Source organism: Rhizobium sp. N621 (assembly GCF_001664325.1).
Classification (GTDB): Bacteria; Pseudomonadota; Alphaproteobacteria; order Rhizobiales; family Rhizobiaceae; genus Rhizobium; species Rhizobium esperanzae.
The window spans coordinates 407,265-430,334 of sequence record NZ_CP013499.1; the positions used below are offsets into that span (position 1 = coordinate 407,265).

General features: G+C 62.1%; 19 protein-coding genes. 6 read left to right on the plus strand and 13 right to left on the minus strand.

All coding sequences use genetic code 11. From position 1 onward, the window contains the following. Positions 1-10 precede the first annotated feature (10 nt). From AMK00_RS28955 to AMK00_RS28975, 5 genes are read right to left on the minus strand one after another with little or no spacing between them, the layout of a single operon-like run. Positions 11-1,006: a carbohydrate ABC transporter permease gene (locus AMK00_RS28955; RefSeq protein ID WP_011428599.1), complete on the minus strand. Its 996-nt coding sequence runs from the start codon at positions 1,004-1,006 to the stop codon at positions 11-13. Between the two features lies 1 nt (position 1,007). Beyond that, positions 1,008-2,114, minus strand: a complete 1,107-nt coding sequence (locus AMK00_RS28960) for an ABC transporter ATP-binding protein (protein WP_064812686.1) — start codon at positions 2,112-2,114, stop codon at positions 1,008-1,010. Continuing rightward, positions 2,102-3,466, minus strand: a complete 1,365-nt coding sequence (gene pglB, locus AMK00_RS28965; protein ID WP_064812688.1) for a polygalacturonase PglB — start codon at positions 3,464-3,466, stop codon at positions 2,102-2,104. Before pglB ends, AMK00_RS28960 begins: the two co-directional genes overlap by 13 nt. Further along, positions 3,463-4,557: a beta-galactosidase BglB gene (gene bglB, locus AMK00_RS28970; RefSeq protein WP_064807604.1), complete on the minus strand. Its 1,095-nt coding sequence runs from the start codon at positions 4,555-4,557 to the stop codon at positions 3,463-3,465. The genes pglB and bglB overlap by 4 nt, the downstream gene beginning before the upstream one ends. Positions 4,558-4,573: 16 nt before the next feature. Next, positions 4,574-7,096, minus strand: a complete 2,523-nt coding sequence (locus AMK00_RS28975) for a hypothetical protein (protein WP_064812690.1) — start codon at positions 7,094-7,096, stop codon at positions 4,574-4,576. Between the two features lie 192 nt (positions 7,097-7,288). Here AMK00_RS28975 and AMK00_RS28980 point away from each other — a divergent pair, with 192 nt between their 5' ends. Both AMK00_RS28980 and AMK00_RS28985 read left to right on the plus strand, forming a co-directional pair. Beyond that, positions 7,289-8,575 carry an ABC transporter substrate-binding protein gene (locus AMK00_RS28980; RefSeq protein ID WP_064812692.1) on the plus strand — a complete coding sequence of 429 codons (1,287 nt, stop codon included), beginning with the start codon at positions 7,289-7,291 and terminating at the stop codon, positions 8,573-8,575. A gap of 502 nt (positions 8,576-9,077) precedes the next feature. Then, complete coding sequence (locus AMK00_RS28985; protein ID WP_064812694.1) at positions 9,078-10,340, plus strand: DUF3422 domain-containing protein; 1,263 nt, start codon at positions 9,078-9,080, stop codon at positions 10,338-10,340. Positions 10,341-10,395: 55 nt separating this feature from the next. Here AMK00_RS28985 and AMK00_RS28990 read toward each other — a convergent pair whose 3' ends face one another. The 6 genes from AMK00_RS28990 to AMK00_RS29015 form a co-directional block, all read right to left on the minus strand. Further along, entirely contained in the window at positions 10,396-12,540 is a 2,145-nt protein-coding gene (locus AMK00_RS28990; RefSeq protein ID WP_064813201.1) for a methyl-accepting chemotaxis protein, read from the minus strand. Between the two features lie 16 nt (positions 12,541-12,556). Beyond that, positions 12,557-13,486, minus strand: coding sequence for a substrate-binding domain-containing protein (locus tag AMK00_RS28995; protein WP_064812696.1), 930 nt, complete (start codon positions 13,484-13,486; stop codon positions 12,557-12,559). Positions 13,487-13,651: 165 nt separating this feature from the next. Beyond that, complete coding sequence (locus AMK00_RS29000; protein ID WP_064812698.1) at positions 13,652-14,536, minus strand: carbohydrate ABC transporter permease; 885 nt, start codon at positions 14,534-14,536, stop codon at positions 13,652-13,654. Beyond that, the gene (locus AMK00_RS29005) at positions 14,526-15,452 is read right to left on the minus strand and encodes a carbohydrate ABC transporter permease (RefSeq protein ID WP_064812700.1); all 927 of its coding nucleotides are present in this window, start codon (positions 15,450-15,452) and stop codon (positions 14,526-14,528) included. The genes AMK00_RS29000 and AMK00_RS29005 overlap by 11 nt, the downstream gene beginning before the upstream one ends. A gap of 52 nt (positions 15,453-15,504) precedes the next feature. Continuing rightward, on the minus strand, positions 15,505-16,725 hold the full coding sequence (locus tag AMK00_RS29010) for an ABC transporter substrate-binding protein (protein WP_064812702.1): 1,221 nt from the start codon (positions 16,723-16,725) through the stop codon (positions 15,505-15,507). 49 nt (positions 16,726-16,774) lie between these two features. Then, on the minus strand, positions 16,775-18,094 hold the full coding sequence (locus AMK00_RS29015) for an alpha-L-fucosidase (protein WP_064812704.1): 1,320 nt from the start codon (positions 18,092-18,094) through the stop codon (positions 16,775-16,777). A gap of 208 nt (positions 18,095-18,302) precedes the next feature. On the opposite strand from AMK00_RS29015, the gene AMK00_RS29020 reads away from it, so the two are divergent. Next, positions 18,303-19,310 carry a LacI family DNA-binding transcriptional regulator gene (locus AMK00_RS29020; protein WP_064812706.1) on the plus strand — a complete coding sequence of 336 codons (1,008 nt, stop codon included), beginning with the start codon at positions 18,303-18,305 and terminating at the stop codon, positions 19,308-19,310. A gap of 3 nt (positions 19,311-19,313) precedes the next feature. Here AMK00_RS29020 and AMK00_RS29025 read toward each other — a convergent pair whose 3' ends face one another. Beyond that, entirely contained in the window at positions 19,314-19,592 is a 279-nt protein-coding gene (locus AMK00_RS29025; RefSeq protein ID WP_064812708.1) for a type II toxin-antitoxin system RelE/ParE family toxin, read from the minus strand. Next, positions 19,592-19,852: a CopG family ribbon-helix-helix protein gene (locus AMK00_RS29030; RefSeq protein ID WP_064807625.1), complete on the minus strand. Its 261-nt coding sequence runs from the start codon at positions 19,850-19,852 to the stop codon at positions 19,592-19,594. Before AMK00_RS29030 ends, AMK00_RS29025 begins: the two co-directional genes overlap by 1 nt. 299 nt (positions 19,853-20,151) lie before the next feature. On the opposite strand from AMK00_RS29030, the gene AMK00_RS29035 reads away from it, so the two are divergent. From AMK00_RS29035 to AMK00_RS29045, 3 genes are all read left to right on the plus strand, one after another. Further along, complete coding sequence (locus AMK00_RS29035; RefSeq protein WP_064807627.1) at positions 20,152-20,880, plus strand: FadR/GntR family transcriptional regulator; 729 nt, start codon at positions 20,152-20,154, stop codon at positions 20,878-20,880. 252 nt (positions 20,881-21,132) lie between these two features. Continuing rightward, a complete protein-coding gene (locus tag AMK00_RS29040) occupies positions 21,133-22,146 on the plus strand; it encodes an ABC transporter substrate-binding protein (RefSeq protein WP_064813203.1) in 1,014 nt (337 codons plus the stop codon). A 50-nt stretch (positions 22,147-22,196) separates the two neighbouring features. Beyond that, a complete protein-coding gene (locus tag AMK00_RS29045) occupies positions 22,197-23,060 on the plus strand; it encodes an ABC transporter ATP-binding protein (RefSeq protein ID WP_012490007.1) in 864 nt (287 codons plus the stop codon). Positions 23,061-23,070: the final 10 nt, after the last annotated feature.

The following is a 23,070-nucleotide window of genomic DNA, read 5'->3' on the forward strand; positions in this document are numbered from 1 at the left end:
GCTGTTCATCTCAGGACTCCATTCGCTTGCCGAGGCGCAGCTGTATGAGGGTGAGAACCAGAAGCACCAGACCCATGAGAACCGATGCGGCCGACGCAAGGCCGAAGAGGCGCAGATCGCTGCCGAAGGCCATCTGATAGATATATTGAACGATGAAGCTGTTGGCCGTGCCTGGGCCGCCGCCATTGGTCAGAACCCAGGCCTCGTCAAAGATCTGCACCGACTTGATCATCAGAAGGATGAACACGACAAGCAGGTTCGGGGCAAGAAGCGGAAGCGTGATCCTGAATAGCGTGCGGCGCGGTGAAGCGGCATCGATCGACGCGGCCTCATAGAGATCTTTCGGGATCGCCTGGAGGCCGGCGAGCAGGATCAGCGTGTAAAAGCCCATATGGAACCAGACCGACACGACGACGACGAAGAAGCGCGACCAGCCAACATCGAGCAGGAAGATCTCGGGGGGAACGCCAAGCATCTGGAAGAAGGCGTTCAGCAGGCCGTTGCGATCGAGGAACCACTTCCAGATCAGGCCGATGACGACGGGCGACAGCAGAACGGGATAGAAGAACATCGCCCGGAAGAAGCCACGCGCGAAGATCGCCCGATTGAGGATCAACGCCGTGATCAGCGCCACCAGCAATGTAGCGACGACATTAAAGGCCACGAACCAAAGAGTGTTCCACACCGCAGTCCAGAACAGCGATTCCTGGCAGGTTCCAGGCTGAAGGTAATTGCCGCAGGAAAGCAGGGTGCGGAAGTTGTCGAGACCGACGAACGGCCGGTCGGAGACGAAGAGATTGGTGCCGCCGGTGAAGGCGTAGCCGACGGCGATCGCGATGGGAAGGAACGTGAAGATTCCAAACAGGATGAGGTTCGGCGCCAGGAACAGCCATGGCATCCGCTTGCGGCCGAACAGACGCTCGATCGCATTCATGGGCGCCTCGACCACCCTCATCGCCGTTTCGCCTGTCTGAGACAGCAATGTACCGGCCGTGATCTCTGCCATGTCAGCGCCTCCCCTGCCCGGACCGTCTGCCAAAGGCCAGGCCGCTTTCGGGATCGAACAGATGAACGCGGGCCGGATCGGCATCGATCAAGATACGGTCGCCCGAAACCGGCGCGAAATGGCCGGCTTCATGGATGATGATCTGGTCATCTTGCCCGGCTAGATTGCCGTAGACATAGGTCTCGGTCCCGAGCCCCTCGTGATATTGCACGACGAACGGCAGGCCCCGCTCGCCGGATCGGGTGAAATGCGCGGGCCGGATACCTGCCACAACCGCCTGACCGACCGCAATGCCGGCGGGATCGACATTGCTGACGATCGTGCCGCCATTGCCGACATCGATGACGACGCCGTTTTCGCCGACGCCCGAGACCCTGCCCTTGATGATGTTCATGCGCGGCGAGCCGAGGAAACCGGCGACGAAGAGATTGCGCGGATGATCGAAGAGCTCCAGCGGTGTGCCGACCTGCTCGACCCGACCGGCGCGCAAAACGACGATCTTGTCGGCCATGGTCATGGCCTCGACCTGGTCGTGGGTGACGTAGATCATCGTCGTCTTGATGTCTCGATGGAGCTTGGTGATCTCGGCCCGGGTCTGGACGCGCAGCGCCGCGTCGAGGTTCGACAGCGGCTCGTCGAAGAGGAAGATGTCGGGCTCGCGCACGATCGCCCGGCCGATCGCCACACGCTGACGCTGGCCGCCCGAAAGCTGCTTCGGACGCCGGTCGAGATAGGGTTCGATCGCCAGCATCCTCGCGGCTTCGGCGATGCGCGCTTCGATTTCGGCGCGCTTGAACTTCAGGTTTTCCAGGCCGAAGGCGAGGTTCTTGCGTACGCTCATATGCGGATAGAGCGCATAGGACTGGAAGACCATCGCGATTTTGCGCTCGGCCGGCGACAGCGCGCTGACGTCGCGTCCGCCGATCGCAATTGCGCCTGATGTCACCTCCTCCAGGCCAGCGATGACGCGCAAAAGGGTCGACTTGCCGCACCCCGACGGACCGACGAAGACGACGAATTCGCCGTCCTTGATGTCGAGTTCGACGTCATGCAGGATTTTGACGGCGCCATACGACTTGTTGACGGTGGAAAGTTTCAGTTCTGCCATGCCCCACTCCCATCAGGTGCCGCCGTTTCGAAGACGACGTCGTTTTCGTTCCAGCCTTGCGGCAATGGTGTCGGCCTCGTGATCCGCACCTCTTTCATCAATATCCCGGCGACATCGGCCACGTAGACGGCCGGCATCCCCCGGGGATAGTCCTGCAGGCCGATCACCCGCCCGTCCGAACCGCGGGTCCAGGCATTGGCACGCCCGCCGCCATCGGCCTTCGGCGCGAGGTCGGCATTCGTCGGGCGCAGATCGTAGGCCCGCCCCGTGCCGAGTTCTCCGGGCTGCTGGTCGACGGTGATACGGGCCAGCGACACGTTCCGGATGCCTGACGGCGCCGCAGCGATGATGGTGATCGCGCCTTCCATGCGGCCGGTCACATCCTCGACGATCAGGTTCTCGATGGCGCCTGCGGGGCGTTGGGCGATACGGTCGACGACATTGACGGTCAGCGCCTCCCCCGAGCCCCAGAAACCATCCGGCGTTTCACGGCACTCTACCGAAATTCTGGAAAACCTCACATTCGAGATCCGGCCGCCGTCGCGGGAAAATATGCCGAGCGCCCGGTTGGAAGACGAGACGGTGCAATCCTCGAACAGGACATTGGTAACGTCGCCATGCGTTTCCGTGCCGATCTTCAACGCACAGCTCAAGCTCTGAACGAAACAGCGGCGCACGAGAATGTTCTCGCACCGGCCGATGGCGACTCCCTGAGGACCGATGCTCGTCTTCAGGCATATGCCGTCGTCGGCCGTCGATATCGCGCAATCCTCGATGACGGCGCCGCGGCAGGCGTCGAGCACGATGCCGTCCGTATTGGGAAGGCGGCGGTCGTTTTCGATCGTCACATTGCGGACCGTGAGATCGGTGCAGTCGACGAAATGCAGCGTCCACATCGGCGAGCGGCTGATGGTGACGCAACTGATCTCGACCTCGTCGCAGCCTGCGAAGACGACGACGCGGGGACGGAATTCGGCCGGAATGAAAGTTCCCATCGTCTCGTCATCGCCTGTGATGAAGCTTTCGCAGCCGGCTTCAATGCGCCCTTCCCCCGTCAGGCCGATGCGCCGCGCGTCCCGCGCGACGATCATGCCGCGATCCGACTTCTCGGCGATCACCGAAACCGTCGTATCCGCGTAAGCGGCATAATCTGGAACGGGACGTAGCACCGCGCCGGCGGCAAGGTGCAGATCGACGCCGGAGCGCAGCCGGAGGCCCCGGCAGATGTGGATGCCCGCCAGGAGCTCCAGGCGTCCGCCGCCGGAAGCAGAAAGGCCATCGATCGCCGCCTGCAGACGGTCGGTATTGTCGCTGTCGAGCGCCTCAATCGCGACAAGGGAGGGAGCGCTCATTGGCGGCGGCCGTTCTCAATCAGAACTTCGGTCAGCAGCAGCATGGTCAGCGCCTGGCCGTAAGGCGTCGGCAGGTTCGGGATGCGCCGGTAGAAATCGAGGTCATGGCCCATCGGCGTGCCGTCGGAAACGCCGTGGACGACTCCTTCGTCGTCGATCTGCGCCAGCACCGCCTTGAGCGCGCGCTCCGCATGGACCCTGTCGCTCTCGTCGAGAATGCCGGCATCGATGGCGCGCAACATGCCATAGGCAATGCCAGCCGTTGCCGAGGTTTCGAGCGGCGAGGACGGATCGTCCAGAAGCGTCGTGAACATGCCGTCCGGCCGCTGGTATGCCTTCAGGGAGCGCACCTGGCTGACGAGGACGTTCGACAGGAAACGCCGGTCCTTCTCGCCGAGCGTCGGAACGAGATCGAAGAGTTCGGGGATAGCGACCGTGATCCAGGCATTGCCGCGCGCCCAGAAGGCATTGGCGAAATTGTGCCGGCCGTTGAAGGTCCAGCCATGATACCAGAGACCGCTCACCGGATCGGAGAGATAGCGGGTGTGGAGCACGAACTGATAGACGGCTTCGTCAATCCAGTCTTTGCGCTCGCAGAGCACGCCCGCCTGGGCAAGGAAGAGGCAGGCCATGAACAGCGTATCGTCCCACAATTCGCCGTCGTTGACGCGCTCCTTGCAGACGTGCTGGAAGCCGCCGTCCTCGGTCTTCGGCAGTTCCTTGATGAGCCAGTCGGCCCAGTCCTCGACGAGGGCGCGAAAATCGGGGCGATCGACATGCTGAACGAGGATTGCGAGCGGCAGCATCGGCGCCGTGCTGTTGATCTGGCGCGGCGGAATACCGCGTTCGATCTGGGCGCTGTACCAGGTGACGAGCTCGTGCAGCGCCTTCTGGTCGTTGGCGGAAATCGCGCGCCGCAGAAATCCATAAAGGCCGACGCCGACTTCCCAGTCCCATTCGTCGAACTGGATGCCGGAGGCGGCATTGTCCGTCACGAGACCTTCCTTGATGCCCCTGAGTCGGCTGAAAGCCGTCGCCACGCGATCGATCGTCGTCAGGAGGGCGGCGTTGTCGACAGATGCTGTGTTCATGCTGGAGACCTATGTTTTAGCAGTAGAACGGCCCGTCAGTGCCGGCTTGGGACGCGGCGCTGTCGTGGGTGAGGATCGGATGCGGCTGTTCATGCGTGAACGGCCGGGGATTGCCGGCGATCGAAAGACCGTCGGCATAGGAAAGAGCGATCGCCGGGGCGCCCGGCGGCGTCAGGGAAAGGCGCCGAAGCGTCGGATCGAAGGACACCGCCGTCTGGCACAGGCGCTCGATGAAGGCTTTGAAAGCATCGTCATTGCCGGATGCTACGATGGCCGCCCAACCGCAGAGCGATCCATGCGAGCGCGCCTCGCGGCCGGCGGTCGGGCCGTCCGTGATCAGCTCCAGGCCATTCGAGCCCCAGAGAGCGGCAAATCCCCTGCCCGACCGGGCGATCAGCCATTTGTCTTCGACGATCAGATCGTCGAGCCCGTCTCGGCCGATATAGGCGTGCGTCCAGGCATGCCGTGCATCGCCCGTGTCCTCGATCAAAAGGGCGACGTCGCGATGCTGGGCGACACGCGGCAGGATGCCGTTGCCGGCCCAATAGGACGGCCGTTGATTGCCCCACGGATCGTCTTCGCCGGGATGGTTGACCCAGAGCCTCGCCATCGGATGGCCGGCGAGCCGGATATCGAGAACGTGCTGCTGATGCCCCTTCCGGCCGGTCTTGTGATCGACCACGGTCGAAAGCTGCGCGGCCTCGTTCTTGAAGAGCACGAGCTTTCCGCTCTCCAGCCCTTGACTGTAGCGGGCCTCGACGCTTCTCCCCCGCGAAAGCGAAGTAAGCTCGGCGAGATCGGCCGGCGGCTCATAGTCACCGGCGCAGAACATGGTCAGCGCCGCCACGCCATTGTTGAGCCAGCCCGTGCCAAAGGCGACCTGGGCGAAGGGCGCAAGTTCGGTCAGCGGGCCGGCGCGCAGTTCCTTGTCGTAGGCGCGCCCCTGCGATCCGACCGGAACGCCGGCAAGCGTATGAAGGGCGATCATGCGGAAGATGAGATCGATCTGGCCCCGGGCACGATCGGCCATCCCGCTGTCCGCCCAGCGCTCCAGCGCCAGCAGGCCGATGAAATCGATCGGGTAATAGGCGGCCGAGTTCCACTCCGCCAGACCATGGGCTTCGACGCTGTCGAACCAGCGCCCGAGGCGCTCGGTGGCAAGTTCCGCCTGCTGGCGTCCTGTGCGGCCCGAGGCTGAGAACACTTCGCCGGGCAAAAGAAGTCCCGCCAAAAGCTGGCTGGTATGGAAGCAAAGCACATGGTTCTCGCTCCAGAACCACATCGCGTCATTGCCGGGCTCGTCGACCCAATATCGGTAGGAGAGAACGGAATGGCGGATGCGCTCGACCGTGGCCTTCGGCATGCGGTCGCCATAGGCGCCGAGCAGCCACAGGAGCGGCACCATGATGAAATCGGAGCAATCCTCGCGCTGATCGATGGAGGCGAGCGTCGCATCGACGATGCGGTCGAAGCTTTCCTGGTCGTCGTAGCCGGTTTCCATCATGGCAATCAGGCGGCCGGCGCGATTGGCGCCGAAGCGAGCGCTGTATTCCAACGCCTGCCGCTTGCGGGCGGAAAGCGATGCCTCTGCCGGCAATGGCGAAATGCTGCCCATGAAGGCGGCGTCGATGACGCGGGTGACCGAGCCCGGCCCGGAGCCGATCGTCATGTGGATGCCGTGATAACCGTCCGCGATGGCGCAGACATCGTCTGCCGTCAGCCGGTTCTGACCGGCGTGCAGGGTCAGTTTCGCATGGGCAAGAACCGGTCGTTCGTGACCATGGCCGACCACTTTGAGCTCCACCGGCAGGTCGCGCTCCGGCGCCGTATCGAAGATGATCTCCAGCGGCTCTCTGACGAAGACGTCCCGCGCCGGGCGCACGCCTCGCGAAAGCGCCTCCAGCTCCCTCACCTCATCCTGATCGAGCGATACCGGCAGCAGCACGCAGAGCGGCTCCTCGTCCAGCATTTCGAGCTCGAAGAACCACGTCGTATCGCGTTCGGCGAGATCTTCGGTATGGACGAGAATCTCGTTGTCACCGGCGTCCAGCCGCAGCGCTATCTCGGTTGCGCTCTCGCTATTGCGCTTGAAGGGTTCGAAGCGCACCGCTTCCTGGCCGTTGACCCAGATGCGGACACCGCCGCAGGTCTTGAGCGCGAGATTAAGCGTGCGCGGCGCTTCCGTCCTGAACGTGCCCTTCAGCCATCGCCTGACATGTGTGGGCACATGCCAGAAGCTGGTGAATTCGACACGGCGGTTCGAGCCGGGAAGATAGAGGCTTTCGGTCGACCATGAGGTGTCGGGAGCAAGCTCGCGCCCGACCATTGTCGACCAGAAGGCCTTGCGGCACGGCAGGTCGCCGACATCGACGAAACCGTTGATGAAACGATAGTTCACGCGATCTTCGGCCGGGGCCGGCTCGCCGGGAAAATAGCGCTCGATGAGGGCAGAAACGGCCCACGCCGTGATCGTCTGCCCCTCGGCCACGCTGTAGGCTGGCGCCATGTTGTCCGGCTGCTTGATGCTTTCCGTTTCCACAGATCGCCTCCTCCGCAATCTTATGAAAATATTTTCATTACGTGATTTTTGCGCGTTATTTCTGAAAATTGCTCAGAAACATCGCTATTCGCTTAGAAAATAGCTTGACGGCATGAATGTCAAGTATATGAAATTCACTTATCGATGGCTGAGGCCGTCGATTTATGAAAATGTTTTCATGGGAGGATGAAAATGAAAACCTATCTCTCAGGGGCTTTCGCACTGGCGCTGGCCACCGTTTCTTTCGCCTGGTCCAGCGTGGCCATGGCCGAAACCCAGACGATCACCTTTCTCTTCACCGACGACGACCAGGCTTATGTCGAGCGGATGGAAGCGCTGAGCAAGGAATTCGAGACGGCGCATCCCGACATCAAGGTGAACTTCGTCTCCTCGGGTTATGATGCCGTTGCCAAGCAGCTGCCGGTGCAGCTTGCCATTGGCGAAGGTCCTGACGTCGCCAAGATCACCGACTGGCAGCTGGCGCCCTACTATCTCGACATGCGGCCGCTGATGAAGGATCCCGACGGTTTTGCCAAGCTGCACGGCGACAGCCTGAACACGCTTCGTTTCCCCGGCGTCAACGATCCGAATTCGATCAACGGCTACGTCGCCTCGCAGACCTTCAACCTGCCCTTCGTCAACAAGACGCTGTTCGAACAGGCCAAGGAACCGCTTCCGAAGCCGACCGCCACGCTGAAGGACATCGTCGAAGCCTCGGCGCGCGTCGCCAAGGCGACCGGCGCCCAGATCCCGTTCACGATGGACCGCTCAGGCCACCGCTTCTCCGGCGCGGCCTTCTCCTACGGCTCCAACTACGTCAAGGATGGCAAGTTCTCCTTCCCCGACGATGCCGCCAAGCACTACATCACCGATCTCTACAACTGGACGAAGGACGGCTCTTTCCCGAAGGAAATGTGGGGTGCGGCCGGCGGAACCCAGTACAAGAACATGGGTGACGAGTTCGTCAACGGCAATGTCGTGACCTATCTCGCCGGCAACTGGATGGTCAATCCGTTCCAGAAGAAGATCGGCGACGCCTTCGACTGGACGGCGATCAGTGCGCCGTGCGGCGATGCGGGATGCTATGCGATGCCCGGCGGCACCGCAATCGTCGGCTTCAAGCGCACCAAGTACCCGCAAGCGGTGGCCTCCTTCATCGAGTTCCTCGGCTCTGAAAAAGTCCAGCGTGAAATCGCCGAAAACTACGTCATCCTGACCGGCGCCGACATCAAGGATCCGCAGTACAAGCTCGAGAGCCAGAACGCCAAGGACGCCATGGCCGTCTTCCTCGCTGCCCGCAACAGCGCGCCGAAGGCAGCCCGCGACCTCGAACGCCTCAAGGGCTCGTCCGCCATCTATCAGCTCATTGTCCAGCGGATGAGCCAGCTGATCGTCGGCGAGCTTTCCCTCGAAGACACCTTCAAGGCGATGAGCGCCGACGTCGACAAGGTCAACGTGGCGCTCGCCGCCAACAAGTAACCGGCCGCGCCTGTCTCCCACAGATTGCGCGCTGCATCAGCCACGACCTCGAACAGGCCGTGGCTGATCGTTTTTTAGCCCCCCACCTACGCTGTCGTATTCCGCGGTGCGATGGTCGGAACGGCCGTCACGCCATTTGGGATGTACGGCACGCTCTTTCCTTTTCCGCTTGTTCTCGTCGACGGTTTCATGACGGAAGAAATCGGACTGTTTTTGACCGGAGTGGGGAATCCTGGACGAGGACGAAACAGCCCTTCTTGTCGCAATGTCGGCCGGCGGCATCGTGCAACTGCTCGGCAACCTCCTCGCCTGGCGCTTGCTCGGATGATCCGGCTAGCCGCCGCGGCAGATCGGCGCGGATGGAACGGATGGTTCTTTGGCGTCGTGACACGGCCTTCGCGAGAGGCTATAGGCGTGTTGGCCTGCGCGGCGCGCCGGCGTCAGGCTCAACTTACTGAAGCCGGCAAACCGGCGGCAGTCCAGCCCATTGAGGTGCATTTCCATGCCACTCGGCTCTGAGCATCCGCTGCGAAGGGAACTTCACAACGAGCTCCATGCGCGCCCGTCGCTCTACTTCGATGGCGACACCGATGTCTGGCATGTCGCCATCGTCGGCGAGAATGGCCCTCCTTCGCCGCCCGGTTCCCTGCCGGGATTGGAAGATGTCACCACGACCGGCGAGGGCAACCACGGCATCGGCCGCGTCGGCGACGGCCGGCTGAAATGGGAAGCCCATACCGAGTTCCTCACCCTCACCTTCGTCGTGCCGGCATCGGCCGAACCCGGCAGCAAACCGCCGGAAGCCTTTCGAGCCTGCTGCAGCCAGATTGGCGGCAAGGTCATCGCGGCCGTGCGCGTGCTGGTCCGTGACGAAAAGGACGGGCGCATCCTGGAAAAGCCCAAGCTCGACTATGTCGCTTCGCGGGTCGGCGGCGGCGACGCCGAGGTGCATTCGAACTTTCGACTGACCGATAGCGGCTTCCTCGAATTCCTGTTCTTCAACCGCAACCTCAACGCCTATCGCACCGGCCGCATGGTTCGGCGTTTCCTGGAAATCGAGACATACCGGATGATGGCTCTGCTGGCGTTGCCGATGGCGCGCGAGACCGTGTCGAAGCTTTCCGCTTTTGACCAGCGCCTCGATCTATTGATCGTCCATATGCAGAGCGCCGTCAAAGTCGACAAGGCGCTGCTGTCCGAGGTGACGAGGCTCTCCTCCGACGTGCTCAACTTCTCGGCACTCGCCCGCCACCGCTTCGGCGCGACGAAAGCCTATGCCGAAATCGTGGCGAGCAGGCTGTCGGAGCTTCGAGAAGAGCGGGTCGAGCAAAGACAAAGGCTCGGCACCTTCATCGACCGCCGCTTCCAACCGGCTGTCCGCTCGGTTTACGCGGCAGAGCGGCGCCTTGACGAATTGGCCGAACGCGTCAGCCTCGCCGGAGACCTGCTCAGAACCACCGTGCAGGTTCAGCTTGAGGATCAGAACGCCTCACTGCTGACCTCAATGGAAGAGCGGGCGCGCATCCAGGTGCATATCCAGCAGGCGGTCGAAGGCTTCTCCGTCATCGCCATCACTTACTACACCATCGGTCTGGCGAAGATCTGCCTCGAAAGCATCTCCGCACTGGGTGTCGATCCGCATATGACGAAGCTCGCCGTTCTCGGTGCCATCCCGTTGGTCCTCTTCGCCGTCTGGACGGCGGTCCGCCACGTTCGCCGAAGCATCGCCGGCGCGCCGCACAGTCCGGCGGCCGGAGGCCATTGACGCGACCGCCGCCCTTTGAAGGCGGCGGCGTTCTCTTGGCTGCGTTAGCAGGACGTTACGACGCCATCGCGTAGTGGCGGTGGTCCGATGCCCGGCCGTTGCCCGTCTTGAAGCGCCGCAGCAGCTCGGCGAGGCTTTCGGTTTCCTGCGTTAGGCTCTGGGCCGCGGCCGTGGTTTCCTCGACCATCGCCGCGTTCTGCTGCGTCACCTTGTCCATCTGGTCGCCGGCGGCCGAGACTTCGCGCAGGCTGGTCGCCTGTTCGCGGGCGGCGACCGCGATCTCGGCGACGGTCGCATTCATCGCCGTGACCTGCTCGACGATCTGTTCGAGCGAGAGACCGGATTCACCCACCAGCTCAACGCCGGTCTTGACCTGTGCCGAGGAGGTGGAGATCAGCTCCTTGATCTCTCTTGCCGCATTGGCCGACCGCTGGGCGAGCTCACGCACTTCCTGGGCGACGACGGCGAAGCCCTTGCCGGCTTCACCGGCTCGCGCAGCCTCGACGCCGGCGTTCAGCGCCAGCAGGTTGGTCTGGAAGGCGATTTCGTCAATGACGCTGATGATGTTGCCGATCTTCGACGAGGAATTCTGGATCTCCGTCATCGCGGCGATGGCGCGGGAGACGATCTCGCCGCCCTTTTCCGCATTGGTGCGGGCCGTAGCCACCACGGCCTGGGCACGGCTGGCGCCCTCCGCCGTTCCGTTGACGCCGCGGGTGACGTCACCGAGTGCTGCGACGGTTTCCTCAAGCGAAGCGGCCTGCTGCTCTGTGCGGCGGGCGAGATCGTTGGAAGCGGTGGAGATTTCCGCAAGGCCGGAGCGGATCGTCGTGACCGCGCGGATGACGGAGTCGATCGCTTCTTCGAGGCTTGCGACCGAGCTGTTGAAGTGATCGCGGATCCTGACATAGCGATGGTCGACTTCGCCGACGCGCACGGAGAGGTCTCCCTTCGAGAGCGCATCGAGACCGAGCGAAATCTGTCGGAAGGCATGTTCCATCACCTGCGCGTCGGAAAGCCGCTCGGCCTCCTGGCGCAGCCGCTCTTCTTCGGCGGCCAGGCGGGCGCGCTCGGCATTGGCCTCGGCGATCAGCTTGGCGCGCCCCGTTTCCTGGAACACCTTCAGCGAACGCGCCATGGCGCCCAATTCATGGTGGTGCTCGACGCCGGTGATGACGATAGCGTCGTCGCCGCGAGCGAGCTGTTCCATGGATTGCGCCATGCCCCGGACAGCCGAGGAAATCAGCCGGCCGACGAAATAGGAGAGCACCAGGCCGATGACGATCAGCAGACCGCTGATGACGAGGGTCGTGCTGGTCGCAGAAGCAACCGTTGCTTCCACCGAACCGTCGAGCGTCTTCTGCGCGCCGGTCACCGTCGCCTGCAGATCCCGGAACTCCCCAGCGATCTTCGGTGCGAGCACATTAAGCTGGGTCTGCCGGATATTGCCGGAGGCCTGCAGCACCTCCTTCATGTCGCCGAGGCGGGCAGTGTAGTTCTGCATCAGCTGGCCGGCGCCCATCAGGCGCTTCTTCTGCAACTCGTTCTTGGCAGCCTTGGCGGCGGCATCATTGAGCGCCACCGCTTCGGCAAGTGCTGTCTGCGCCGTATCGTAAGCGGCGAAATCGTCGGAATGCACGAAGCGTTCGGAGAAATAGAGGCTGCGGTTCAGGGCTTCCAGCGTCTCGGCCGTCATGTGCAGAAGGGCGACGTCGTTCTGGCGCCAGGCGCTGCGCATGACGTCGTTGAGCGCGATGCTGGTCCAGGGGCCGAATTCGGTGACCTTGGAGATCAGCAGGTCGCGGCGGGCCTGGAGCGAGACGATCTGCTCGAAAGCCTTGCCATAGGCGGCGATATCCTGGCGGATCGTCGCCAGGCCAGACTGCAGGTCCTTGTTGTCGGCAAAGCGCGGATCGTCCGCTTCGAAGGCTTTGACGCCGGCGCGGAAGCTGTCGACCACGGCCTGGGTCGGCGTGGTGCGGAAGGCTTCGGCCGACATCTGGATCTCGTGCAGCTGGTCACTGTAGTCCGAGATGGCGAGGCTCTGGCCGGCCGTGGCGCGATAGGAGGCGAAGATCGAAGAAAGCCCGTTCATGCCCGAGATCGCGCTGACGGTCAGCAGGCTCATCAGCAAGATCAACGGCACGAAGCCGGAAGTGATCTGCGCGCGAATGCCGAATTTATTCCAGAAATGCAACATCATAGGCCTCTTATGCTCACTGGCTCTTCGGCAGGTATTTGGAGATGTTCTCAGGCGTGACGAGTTCGAAGGGAACGTTGTTTTCGCGCGGCACCTTCTCCTTGTTGACGAGCTTCACAGCGGCGTCGACCGCCGCGGCACCCTGTCCGACAGCGCTCTGGAGAATGGTCACGTCGAGATCGCCGGCCACCATCGCGGCTAGCGCATCGTCGGTCGCGTCGACGCCGGCGACGACGACATCCTTCATCGGCATGCCGGCCTTCTTCATGGCGCGGATCGCGCCGAGCGCCATCTCGTCATTGTTGGCGATAACGGCGTCGAACTTGACGCCGGCCGCAAGCCACTCCTGCATCTGCTGGTCGGCATAATCGCGCGACCAGTAGGCGGCCTGCCGCTCGACGATCTCCAGGCCCTTGCAGTCGGGCGTGGCGATGACATCCGAGATATCCTGCGTGCGGGCACGAGCCGCGGCGTGGAAAGGCTCGCCCATCAGCACGACGACGCGGCCCTTGCCCTTGAGCAGCGCACAAACCTGCTTCGTCTCCAGCGTTCCGGATTCCTTTTCGTTGGAGGCGACCACGACCTGATTTTCGGGAAGATCAAGCAGGTTGGAAGGTACGTTGTTGATGTAAACCAGCGGGATGCCGGCATCCGCCGCCATCTTGGTCATCTGCGGCCCGAGATCGCCATCGGAGACCGCCAGGATGATGGCGTCGACGTTGTCGGCGATAAGCTTCTGAACCTGCTTCTTCTGAAGCTCGTTGTCGCCCTTGGCGTTCTCGGTAACCAGCTTGAGGCCGGAGACCGTCTGCCCGTGGGCGACGACGCCATTGAGAAGCGCCGTCCTGAATTTGTCGAGATCGGACATCGAAACGCCGATCGTCTGAGCATTGGCGACAGAGACCGACATCGCCAAGGCGATGGATGCAAGCGTGGCCGTTTTCATGAATTCCCCTGCGCAATTCGGATGGAAGCGCGTTATTTCAAATTTTGGTTAAATTTTACTTTTCGCGCCGGAAGCGAGAAGTAACGCGGGGAGGCCGCCAAGCGGCTGGATTTGGATTGGATCAAGTCGATTTGATGCAAAGGCATCAAATCATCCTTTTCACTATTACCGCCCGCCGAAGCCGGAGCCGACGCTGATGCCTTTGTAGATCACCCTCTGCAGCACGATGGCGAGGATGACCCCCGGCACCATGGAAATAGTGGCGCCCGCCATGATGTAGTTCCAGGCGGTGCCCTGCTGCGTCTGAAACAGGGTGAGCCCGAGCGGCAGCGTGGCCTTTTCGAGCCCGCTGGTGGCGATCAGCGGCCACAGGAAGCTTTTCCACTGCGCGATGAAAGTAAACAGCGACAGCAGGCCGATGGCCGGCATGGCGAGCGGCACGATGACGGTGACCAGGATGCGCAGGCGCGAGGCTCCATCCATCATCGCCGCCTCGTCGAGGTCCTTGGGAATGCCGAGGATGAACTGCCGCAGCAGGAAGGTGCCGAAGGAGGAGAAGGCGACCGGCAGGATCATGCCGTGATAGGTGTTGATCCAACCGAGCTTGCTGACCAGAAGGAAGAGCGGAATGACCAGCATCACCTGCGGGATCATCAGCGTGCTGAGATAGGTGAGCAGCAGCCCCTCACGGCCGGGGAACCTCAGACGGGCGAAAGTATAGGCCGACAGGCAGGAGACCACGATGACGATCGCGGTCACGCCGCAGGCGACGACGAAGGAGTTCAGCAGGAAGGTGCCGAAGGGCAGCGACACCAGTGCCTCGACGAAATTGCCCCACTGATATTCCTCGGGCAGGATACGGACCGGCACGGCCAGCACTTCGGTATTGGAGCGCACCGCATTCGACACCATCCAGAAGAAGGGAAAGAGGAAGAGCAGCGCGATCAGCGACAGTCCGGCGTAGCTGACGAAGGTGCCGATCCGCCGCAGGATGCGATGCCGGTTCCGGGACTGGGAATGCGGATGCCGTGAGGCCGGGTCAGTCGTCATAATGCACCCATTTGCGCTGCATGTGGAACTGCAGGATGGTGAGCGCCATGATCATGACGAACATCACCCAGGCGAGCGCCGACGCGTAACCCATCTGGAAATTGGTGAAGCCCTTCTGATAGATGGCGAAGCCGAGGGTCGCCGTCGCCGAGCCGGGACCGCCGCGCGTCATGGCGAAGATCTCGTCGAAGACCTGCAGCGAGGTAATGGCCGTCATGACGGTGGCGAAGAAGATCGTCGGTGAGATGAGCGGCAGGCGGATGCGCCAGAAGCGCCGCCAGGGACCGGCGCCGTCGATCATCGCCGCTTCGAGATAGTGCTTCGGCACCAGGTCGAGCGCGGCGTTGAACATCACGACGTTGTAGCCGACATTGGCCCAAAGCGTGACGAGCACGACCGCCTGCATGGCCCAGCTCGAACTCAGCAGGAAATTCGGCAGGCCGAGGCCGAGCGAGCGGATGACGCTGTCGGCGAGCCCGTCCGGCGTGAAGATCAGCAGCCACACCACGGAGGCTGCGATCGTCGGGGTAAAGGTCGGCAGGAAGAAGATCACCCGAAAGATCGCCTTGCCGCGCTTGAGGCTCGATATCCAGACCGCGAGCGTCAGCGAAACGATGATATTCACGGCCAGATACTCGACGGCGAAGAACAGCGTATTGCGCAATATGGTGTAGAAGGCCGGATCGACGGTGAAGAGCTTGATGTAATTCTGAAAGCCGACGAAGGATGGCGTCGAGATCAGCTGCCAGTTGGTGAAGGAGAGCGCCAGCGACGCAACGATCGGCAGGGCCATGAAGATCATGAAGCCGAGGAAACTCGGCAGCAGGAACAGCATGGCCGTCTGCGTCTCGGGCTTCAGGAAGCGCCTGGGCTGACCGGGCTGCAGGGCAATTTCGGCAACGGCGCTTTCCGACATCTCTTCCTCCATGCGCGGCAACTCCTGCCGCCGCGCTCTAGCACGGCACGCTCTATTGCTGCGCGAGGCTCTGGATGGACTCCATCGTCTGCTTGGCGTCGGCGCTGCCGCCGAAGGCGGGCGGGAAATACTGGTTGAAGAGATTTTCCACCGCCGCCCAGTTGTTGGTGATGACATAGGGCACGGAATGCGCCAGCGAATAATCCAGTGCCTCGCCGCCATTGGTGATGTCCTTGGCCGCCACCTTGTACCAGGAGGATTGCGAGGCCGTACGCGCCGGCAGCGCACGGCCCTGTTCGGCGAGGTACTGCAGCGCCTCAGGGCTGGTCAGCACCTGGATCGCCTTCCAGGCCGCGTCCTTGTTCTTGCTCGTCGTGGCAATGCCGAAACCGGAGCCCGCCGTAACGGCGGTAAGCTCTCCCTCTGCGCGCGGCAGGGTGGTGGAACCAACTTTGAACTTGACCTTGTCCTTCATGCCGATGATCGACCATGGACCGTCGACATACATCGCGACATTGCCTGAATAGAAGCGGCCCTGGATGACCGTGCCGGCATCTGCGCTCGACGGCACCAGCGGCGCGACCTTGTCCTTGGCGGCAAAGCCGATCACCCTCTCGGCAGCGGCAATGGCGCTCGGATTGGTAAGATCGAGATCGCCGGAATCGTTGACATATTTGTCGCCCCAGGCCGAGGCCAGGACCGAATAGTTCTGTGGGGTGATGCCGAAGCCGTACTTTCCGTCCTTCGTCAGCTTCTTGGCGGCCTCGGTAAACTCGGCGAGCGTCCAGCCCGGCTTCGGTAAGGGAATCCCGGCGGCTTGAAGCGCGTCCTGGTTATAGTAGATAACCCAGGGACCGACGTCATAGGGCAGGCCGTAGAGTTGCTTGTCGACGGACATGCCGCCGATGATCGAGGGGGTGAGGGCCCCAACGTCGAACTTGTCGGCCGCGATCCGGTCGTTCAGCGGTTCGAGCAGCGAATAAAAATTCGGCATGCGCAGCGACTGCATCGAAACGATGTCGGCGAGCTGGCCCGACGCCGCCAGCACCGGCAGCCGCGTCCAGTAGTCGACCCAGCCCGTTGTCGTCAGCGTCACCTTGATATCGGGATATTTGGCGGTCACCATGTCGGCCAGGTGCTGCCAGCCTTTGGTGTCGGCGTCGGATCCGGTCCACATCTGCCAGGTCAGATTGACCTGCTCGGCGGAGGCGGATGTGGCAAAGAGGCTGCCGCCGATTGCAGCAAACAAAAGCGTTTTCTTCAGAACCTTCATGGGTTTCTCCTCCCTCCATGACGCAATGAGCACGCGAGTGCGACCGAGTTCACGCTTTCAGGACGATCTCGATCACCGGGACGGTAACGTCAGGTCGCCGGACCGGCAGTTCGAGCGTGATCATGCCTTCCGGCACCATCACGCCGATATTGGAATCCACATCCCTGGTGTGGCTGAGCCAGCGCACCTCGCTGGCGTCGTGCAGGAATTGCGCATAGGCGATCCTGTCGGCGAGACCTTCGATATGGATGTGGCGGTAGGGCCAGTTGTAGACGTGCAGGTAGAGGCGGTTGCCGCGCTGGGTGTAGCGGCAACCGGCCGGCACCGGAAATTTGGAGGGGGCGGCGCCATAGATCGAGCGCCCGTTGACCTCCATCCAGTTCTGGTAGACCTCGAGCGCGGCGATGGCGCGGGCGTCGAAGGTGCCGCGGCCAGTCGGGCCGACATTCATCAGGAGGTTGCCGCCGAGCGCAACGGAATCGATCAGCAGCTGGATGATCTGCTCCGGGCTCTTCCAGCTATCCTCGTCGCGGTGGTAGCCCCATGAGCCGCTGAAGGTGTGGCAGGCTTCCCAGAGCACACCCTGGCTCGCAAGAGCCGGCGCCACGCGCGGCGTATATTGCTCCGGCGTCGTGATATCCGGCAGCTTGCCCGGCGGCAGATCGAGGCGGTTGTTGACGATGATTTCGGGCTGCAACTCGCGCACCAACTCGAGCAGCCGTTCGCTCTCCCAATCGGCGCGCCCCTTGCCGGGCAGGCCGCAATATTCGCGGCCGGGATAGCTGAAATCGAACCACATGATGTCGATGCGGCCGAAGCCGGTCAGAAGCTCGCGCACCTGTTCGCGCATATAGGCGGCATAGTTAGCGATGTTGCGGCCGGCGTTCAGCGCCTCGGCTTGCGGGTGATTGCGCAAGGGATGGTGGACGTCGATCGGGAAATCGGGATGGTGCCAGTCGAGCAGCGAATAGTAGAAGCCGATCTTCAGCCCCTCGGCACGGAAGGCTTCGACCAGCGGCGTCAGCAGGTCTCTGCCGCAGGGCGTGTTCGGCGCCTTATAGTCGGTCACCTTGCTGTCCCAGAGGCAGAAACCTTCGTGATGCTTGGTTGTCACCACGACATATTTCATGCCGGCCAGACGCGCTCGGCGCGCCCACTCCTTCGGATCGTAAAGATCGGGATCGAAATTGTCGAAATAGCGCTGGTAATGGTCGTCGCTCAGCTCTTCGCGGTTCTTCAACCACTCATGCCGCGCTCCGAGCGCATAGAGGCCCCAATGGATGAACATGCCAAGACGATCATGGCTGAACCAGGCGTGCTTACCCGCTTCCGGCACCGAATTTTCCGACTGGCGCTCCGAATTCGTCACAGGTTTCTCCTCCCTGTTTTTCCGGATCCACTTCATGTCGAACCGGTTCGGCGATTGAACATCGTCCTTGACCCGGCACCTGTCAAGCCGAAATTCGTGAATTGCACAACCGCGAGGTAAACGCACCATAATTGAGCAATCAAGCCAGATATGTTGCAACAGCAAATAAAATCTGACAGAAGAAAGCTTTAGAACCGGTTCGACAGATATGACCACCATACGCGATGTCGCGCGCCTTGCGGGAGTTTCGATCTCGACCGTCTCGCTCGCGCTCAACAGCCCGAAACGGGTCGGCGCCGAGACGCTCGACCGCATTCAGCAGGCGATACGATCGACCGGCTACCGCATCGATCCGGTGGCCCAGACGCTGGCGCGCGGGCGCAGCTCGCTGATCGGTTTCGTGTCCGCCAATCTCGGCAACATGTTCTTCGGCGACATCCGCCGCGAGATCGAGCACCAGGCGCTCGACCACGGCTATTTCGTGCTGATCGCCGACTCCTCCGGCAGGGCCGATCTCGAACGGGCGCTGCTGGAGCGGCTGCAGGCGCAAAAGATCGCAGGCATTGCTCTGGCGGCCAACGGACGCGGCGAGGAATACGCAACCTTCCTGCGCGACTTCAAGAGGCCGATCGTCATGTTCGACCAGAAGGTGGATGGCGCCGCGCGCGATTTCGTCGGCTCGGACAATCCGCTGACGACGACCATCCTGACAGAGCACCTGCTGCAACTCGGCCATCGGCGCATCGCCTTCATCTCCGGCCCGAGCGGCCTGCACACCGCCGACGAGCGCCTGAAAGGTTTTATGGACACGATGGCAGGCGCCGGCGCCGACGTCGATCCGTCACTGGTGGTCGAAGGCGGCTATACCAGGAGCGGCGGCCATACACAGGCGATGCGCCTGCTCACCCGCCGCGACCGCCCGACCGCCATCATCGGCGCCAACAACATGATGGGGTTGGCAACCCTGCAGGTGATGCAGGAAATGGGCTTCCGCTGTCCCGACGACGTGTCGCTGGCAATGGTCGACGACGTGCCCTGGAGCAACGTCATCACACCTCGCATTACCATGGTCGTGCAGGATGCGCAGAAGCTCGGCGAATTGGCCGCCCAGCGCCTGCTGGCCAGGATCGCAAGCCCCGAGGCCGCCGCCGAGCCGCCGCAGGATTTCATCCTGACGCCGAGATTCGTGCGTGGAGAGTCGACAAGGCGGCTATAAGGATTACGACCGATCCTCGCGCGTATGCCAAAGCCGCAATGCATAGATTGTCGACTGCTGGATTTCATAACGCATCTCATAACGGCCAACGAGAATGCGGCGGACCTCCTGAGGATCGAACTCTTCGAGCCGCTCGCCGAGACGTGGCTGCTCAATTAGACGAGCGGGGGCTGCCGCCAGCGCCTGCACGGTACGGGCCGCAGCTCGCCGGTCGACCGGGGAGAGAAAGTCGTATAAGCGAGCGATGTCGGAGACAGCTTTGCTCGTCCACTTGATTTCCATCACCGGGGCAACGAAATCGGCTCGTCACCATCAAGACTATCGGCCCAGGCTTGAACAGACTGGTGATCGACAACATTGCCGCTATCCACATCGGCTAACGCCTCAAGCGTCAAACGCCGACGCTCCTCTTCCTGGTCGATCCATGCAGTCAGGGCTTGTTTGACGATCCAGCCGCGCGAACGCTCAAGGCGCGATGCAAGCTGATCGACCTTCTGCGCAAGCGGCAATGGAACATGAGCCGTGAGAACTTTGGTCTCCATCAAAAACTCCTCAACGCCAATCAATCATAATCATAGCGATTAATCTTGATTATATCCAGCGCCTATACGTCATGAAGCCCGGCTCAGACTTCCCAGAAAGGTGACGCAACATCGAGAGTTGTGAGGTATAATGTTGGATTTTCATCGGCCGGTGAAGCAGCCAAAGCAAAAGCGTCGATCCTTCATCCATTGAAAGACCGCGAGATTTGTCATACATGTGTGATGAATCATAAATTTCGGAGTGCCGCTGGTTCGAACGGCGTCCGGATCGAAGCCGATGCGGGGATCGAGGCGTGGCTATGCAAGGGAAGGATCGCAGCAGGGGCTCGGGATCGCTGGTCGCACAGGTCGGCGAAAGCCTCCGGCAGGCGATCCTCAGCGGCCAGTACGCCGCCGGCGATAAGCTTCCGAGCGAGCACGAACTGACGGAAACGCACAGCGTCAGCCGGACCGTGGTGCGCGAGGCGGTGGCTGCCCTTCGCTCCGACGGGCTGGTCGAGGTGCGCCAGGGCGCGGGCATTTTCGTGCTTGGCGCCGATCCCTCTCTCTCCGGGCGAAAAGTCGACAAGGCCCGCGTCGCCTCCGATCTGGAAGTGCTGGAAATCCGCACCCCTGTCGAAATCGAGGCGGCGGGACTTGCCGCGCTCCGCCGGTCACCGGCGCAGGAGGAAGCGATCTTCGAATGTCACCGGAAAATTCTCCAATGCATCGAGACCGATCGGTCCATCCGTGAGGCGGATCTCGAACTCCATGTCGCGATCGCCGAGGCGACGAACAATCCGCTGTTCAAGCACTTCCTGGAATCTCAGGGCGCGGCGATCATTCCGCAGTCGAGGCTCGTGCCGGAAACCAGGACGGCCGAGCAGACCGCCTACCGAAAGCTGATCCACAGGGAACATGAAGCGATCGTCGTCGCCATTTCCGACCGGGACGATCAGGCCGCCCGCAATGCCATGCGCGAGCATCTGGTCGGCAGCCAGGCGAGATATCGCAACCTGCTCAAGGATCTGCGAAGCTTTACCAGCTGATATCCACTCCCGAGCGTCCGAACGCCTTGGCAAGGGACAAAGCCAGCAAATAGCTCTGCCCGTTGTAAGCTGCCGCTATCCAGGCTCGGGCGTCGGCGCATCATTTCCCCGCCGGTTCACGCGACAGGTTGATCGTTTGCGGCTGAAAGCTAGTTGAAAGCTTCGACGTCTTAGGAAAAGGCTGCATCGTGGAGGAGACACGGTCAAGGTGACGAGACGACGATGCAGGCAAACCATCAGGAGGAGATTTCCATGCGTTCTTCACGCAGCCTTTTTCACACCGTCGCTTTTTCCGCGCTTCTCGCCGCAGCCACATTCACGTCAGGCGCCGCCCACGCGGCCGACAAGATCACCATCATGGTCGGCGGCTATGAGAAGCAGATCTATCTGCCCGCCAAGCTCGCCGAATCCCTCGGTTACTTCAAAGACGAAGGCCTCGACGTCGAACTGCTGAATGAAGCTGCCGGCGTCGACGCCGAAAACCAGCTGCTGGCAGGCGCCGTCCAAGGCGTCGTCGGCTTCTATGACCACTGTGTGGACCTGCAGGCCAAGGGCAAGTTCGTCGAATCCATCGTCCAGTTCAGCCAGGCGCCGGGCGAGGTCGAGATGGTTTCGAGCAAACATCCCGAGATCAAGTCGCCGGCCGATTTCAAGGGCAAGAACCTCGGCGTCACCGGTCTCGGCTCCTCCACCAACTTCCTCACCCTCTTCATGGCCTCCAAGGCCGACCTCAAGCCCGGCGACGTCGTCACCATTCCGGTCGGCGCCGGCGGCACGTTCATCGCCGCGATGCAGCAGGATCAGATCCAGGCCGGCATGACGACGGAGCCGACGATCTCGCGCCTGATCAAGACGGGCGAAGCGAGCGTTCTCGTCGACATGCGCACGGTCGAAGCGACCCGAAAGGCGCTTGGCGGCACCTATCCGGCCGCCTCGCTCTACATGGAAACTTCCTGGGTCGAGGAACATAAGGACGAGGCACAGAAGCTCGCCAATGCCTTCGTCAAGACGCTGAAATACATCAATACGCATTCCGCCGCCGAGATCGCGGACAAGATGCCGAAGGACTTCTACGTCGGCGACAAGGATGGCTACGTCAAGGCTCTCGACGAGGGCAAGGGCATGTTCACGCCCGATGGCGTGATGCCGGAGGACGGCCCGAAGACCGTGCTTGCCGTGCTCTCGGAGTTCTCCAAGAACGTCAAGGGCAAACAGATCGACCTTTCCAAGACCTACACGACCGAGTTCGTCAAGAACGTCAAGTGAGGCCGTCGCGCCGCTTCCAGCTCCTGAGCGGAAGCGGCGTCCGTTCGATCATGGGCATTGCGTGCGCGCCCTTAAGCACGCCTTCAGGTATCACCATGCAACAGGACACCAAACAGATCCCCGCGATCGAGCTGATCAACGTCAGCCGACGTTTCGTCTCGCCGACCGGAAAGTCGCTGACTGCGCTTCGCGATTTCAACATGACGGTCGCCCGCGGCGAATTCGTCGCCGTCGTCGGCCCGACCGGCTGCGGCAAGTCGACGACGCTCAATCTCGTGACGGGCCTCGCACGCCCGAGCGCCGGCGAAGTCCGCCTGATGGGCGGGCCGATCACCGGCATCGACCCGCGTGTCGGCTTTGCATTCCAGACCGACGCGCTCTTTCCCTGGAAAAACGTGATCGAAAACGTCATGGCCGGCCCGCTGTTCCGCGGCAAGTCCCGCGCCGAGGCGGAACAGAGCGCCCGCGATTGGCTGGCGCGCGTCGGCCTGTCGAAATTTCTGCACCATTATCCCCATCAGCTTTCCGGCGGCATGCGCAAGCGCGTCTCGCTGGCGCAGACCTTCATCAACGAACCTGAAATCCTGCTGATGGACGAGCCCTTCTCGGCGCTCGACGTGCAGACCCGCACGGTCATGCACGAAGAACTTCTGAAGCTCTGGGCCGAGCGCAAAGCCTCGGTGGTGTTCGTCACCCACGATCTCGAAGAGGCCGTAGCGCTTGCCGACAAGGTCTATGTTCTGACCGCCGGCCCCGCCACGGTGAAATCGGTCTATCCGATCGACCTTCCCCGCCCCCGCGTCGTGTCGGAGATCCGCTACGAGCAGAGCTTCATCGACTACTGCAAGACGATCTGGGAGGACCTCCGCGAAGAGGTCGAGACCAGCTACCGCCGCGCAAGCGAAGCGGCCTGACGGAGGATAC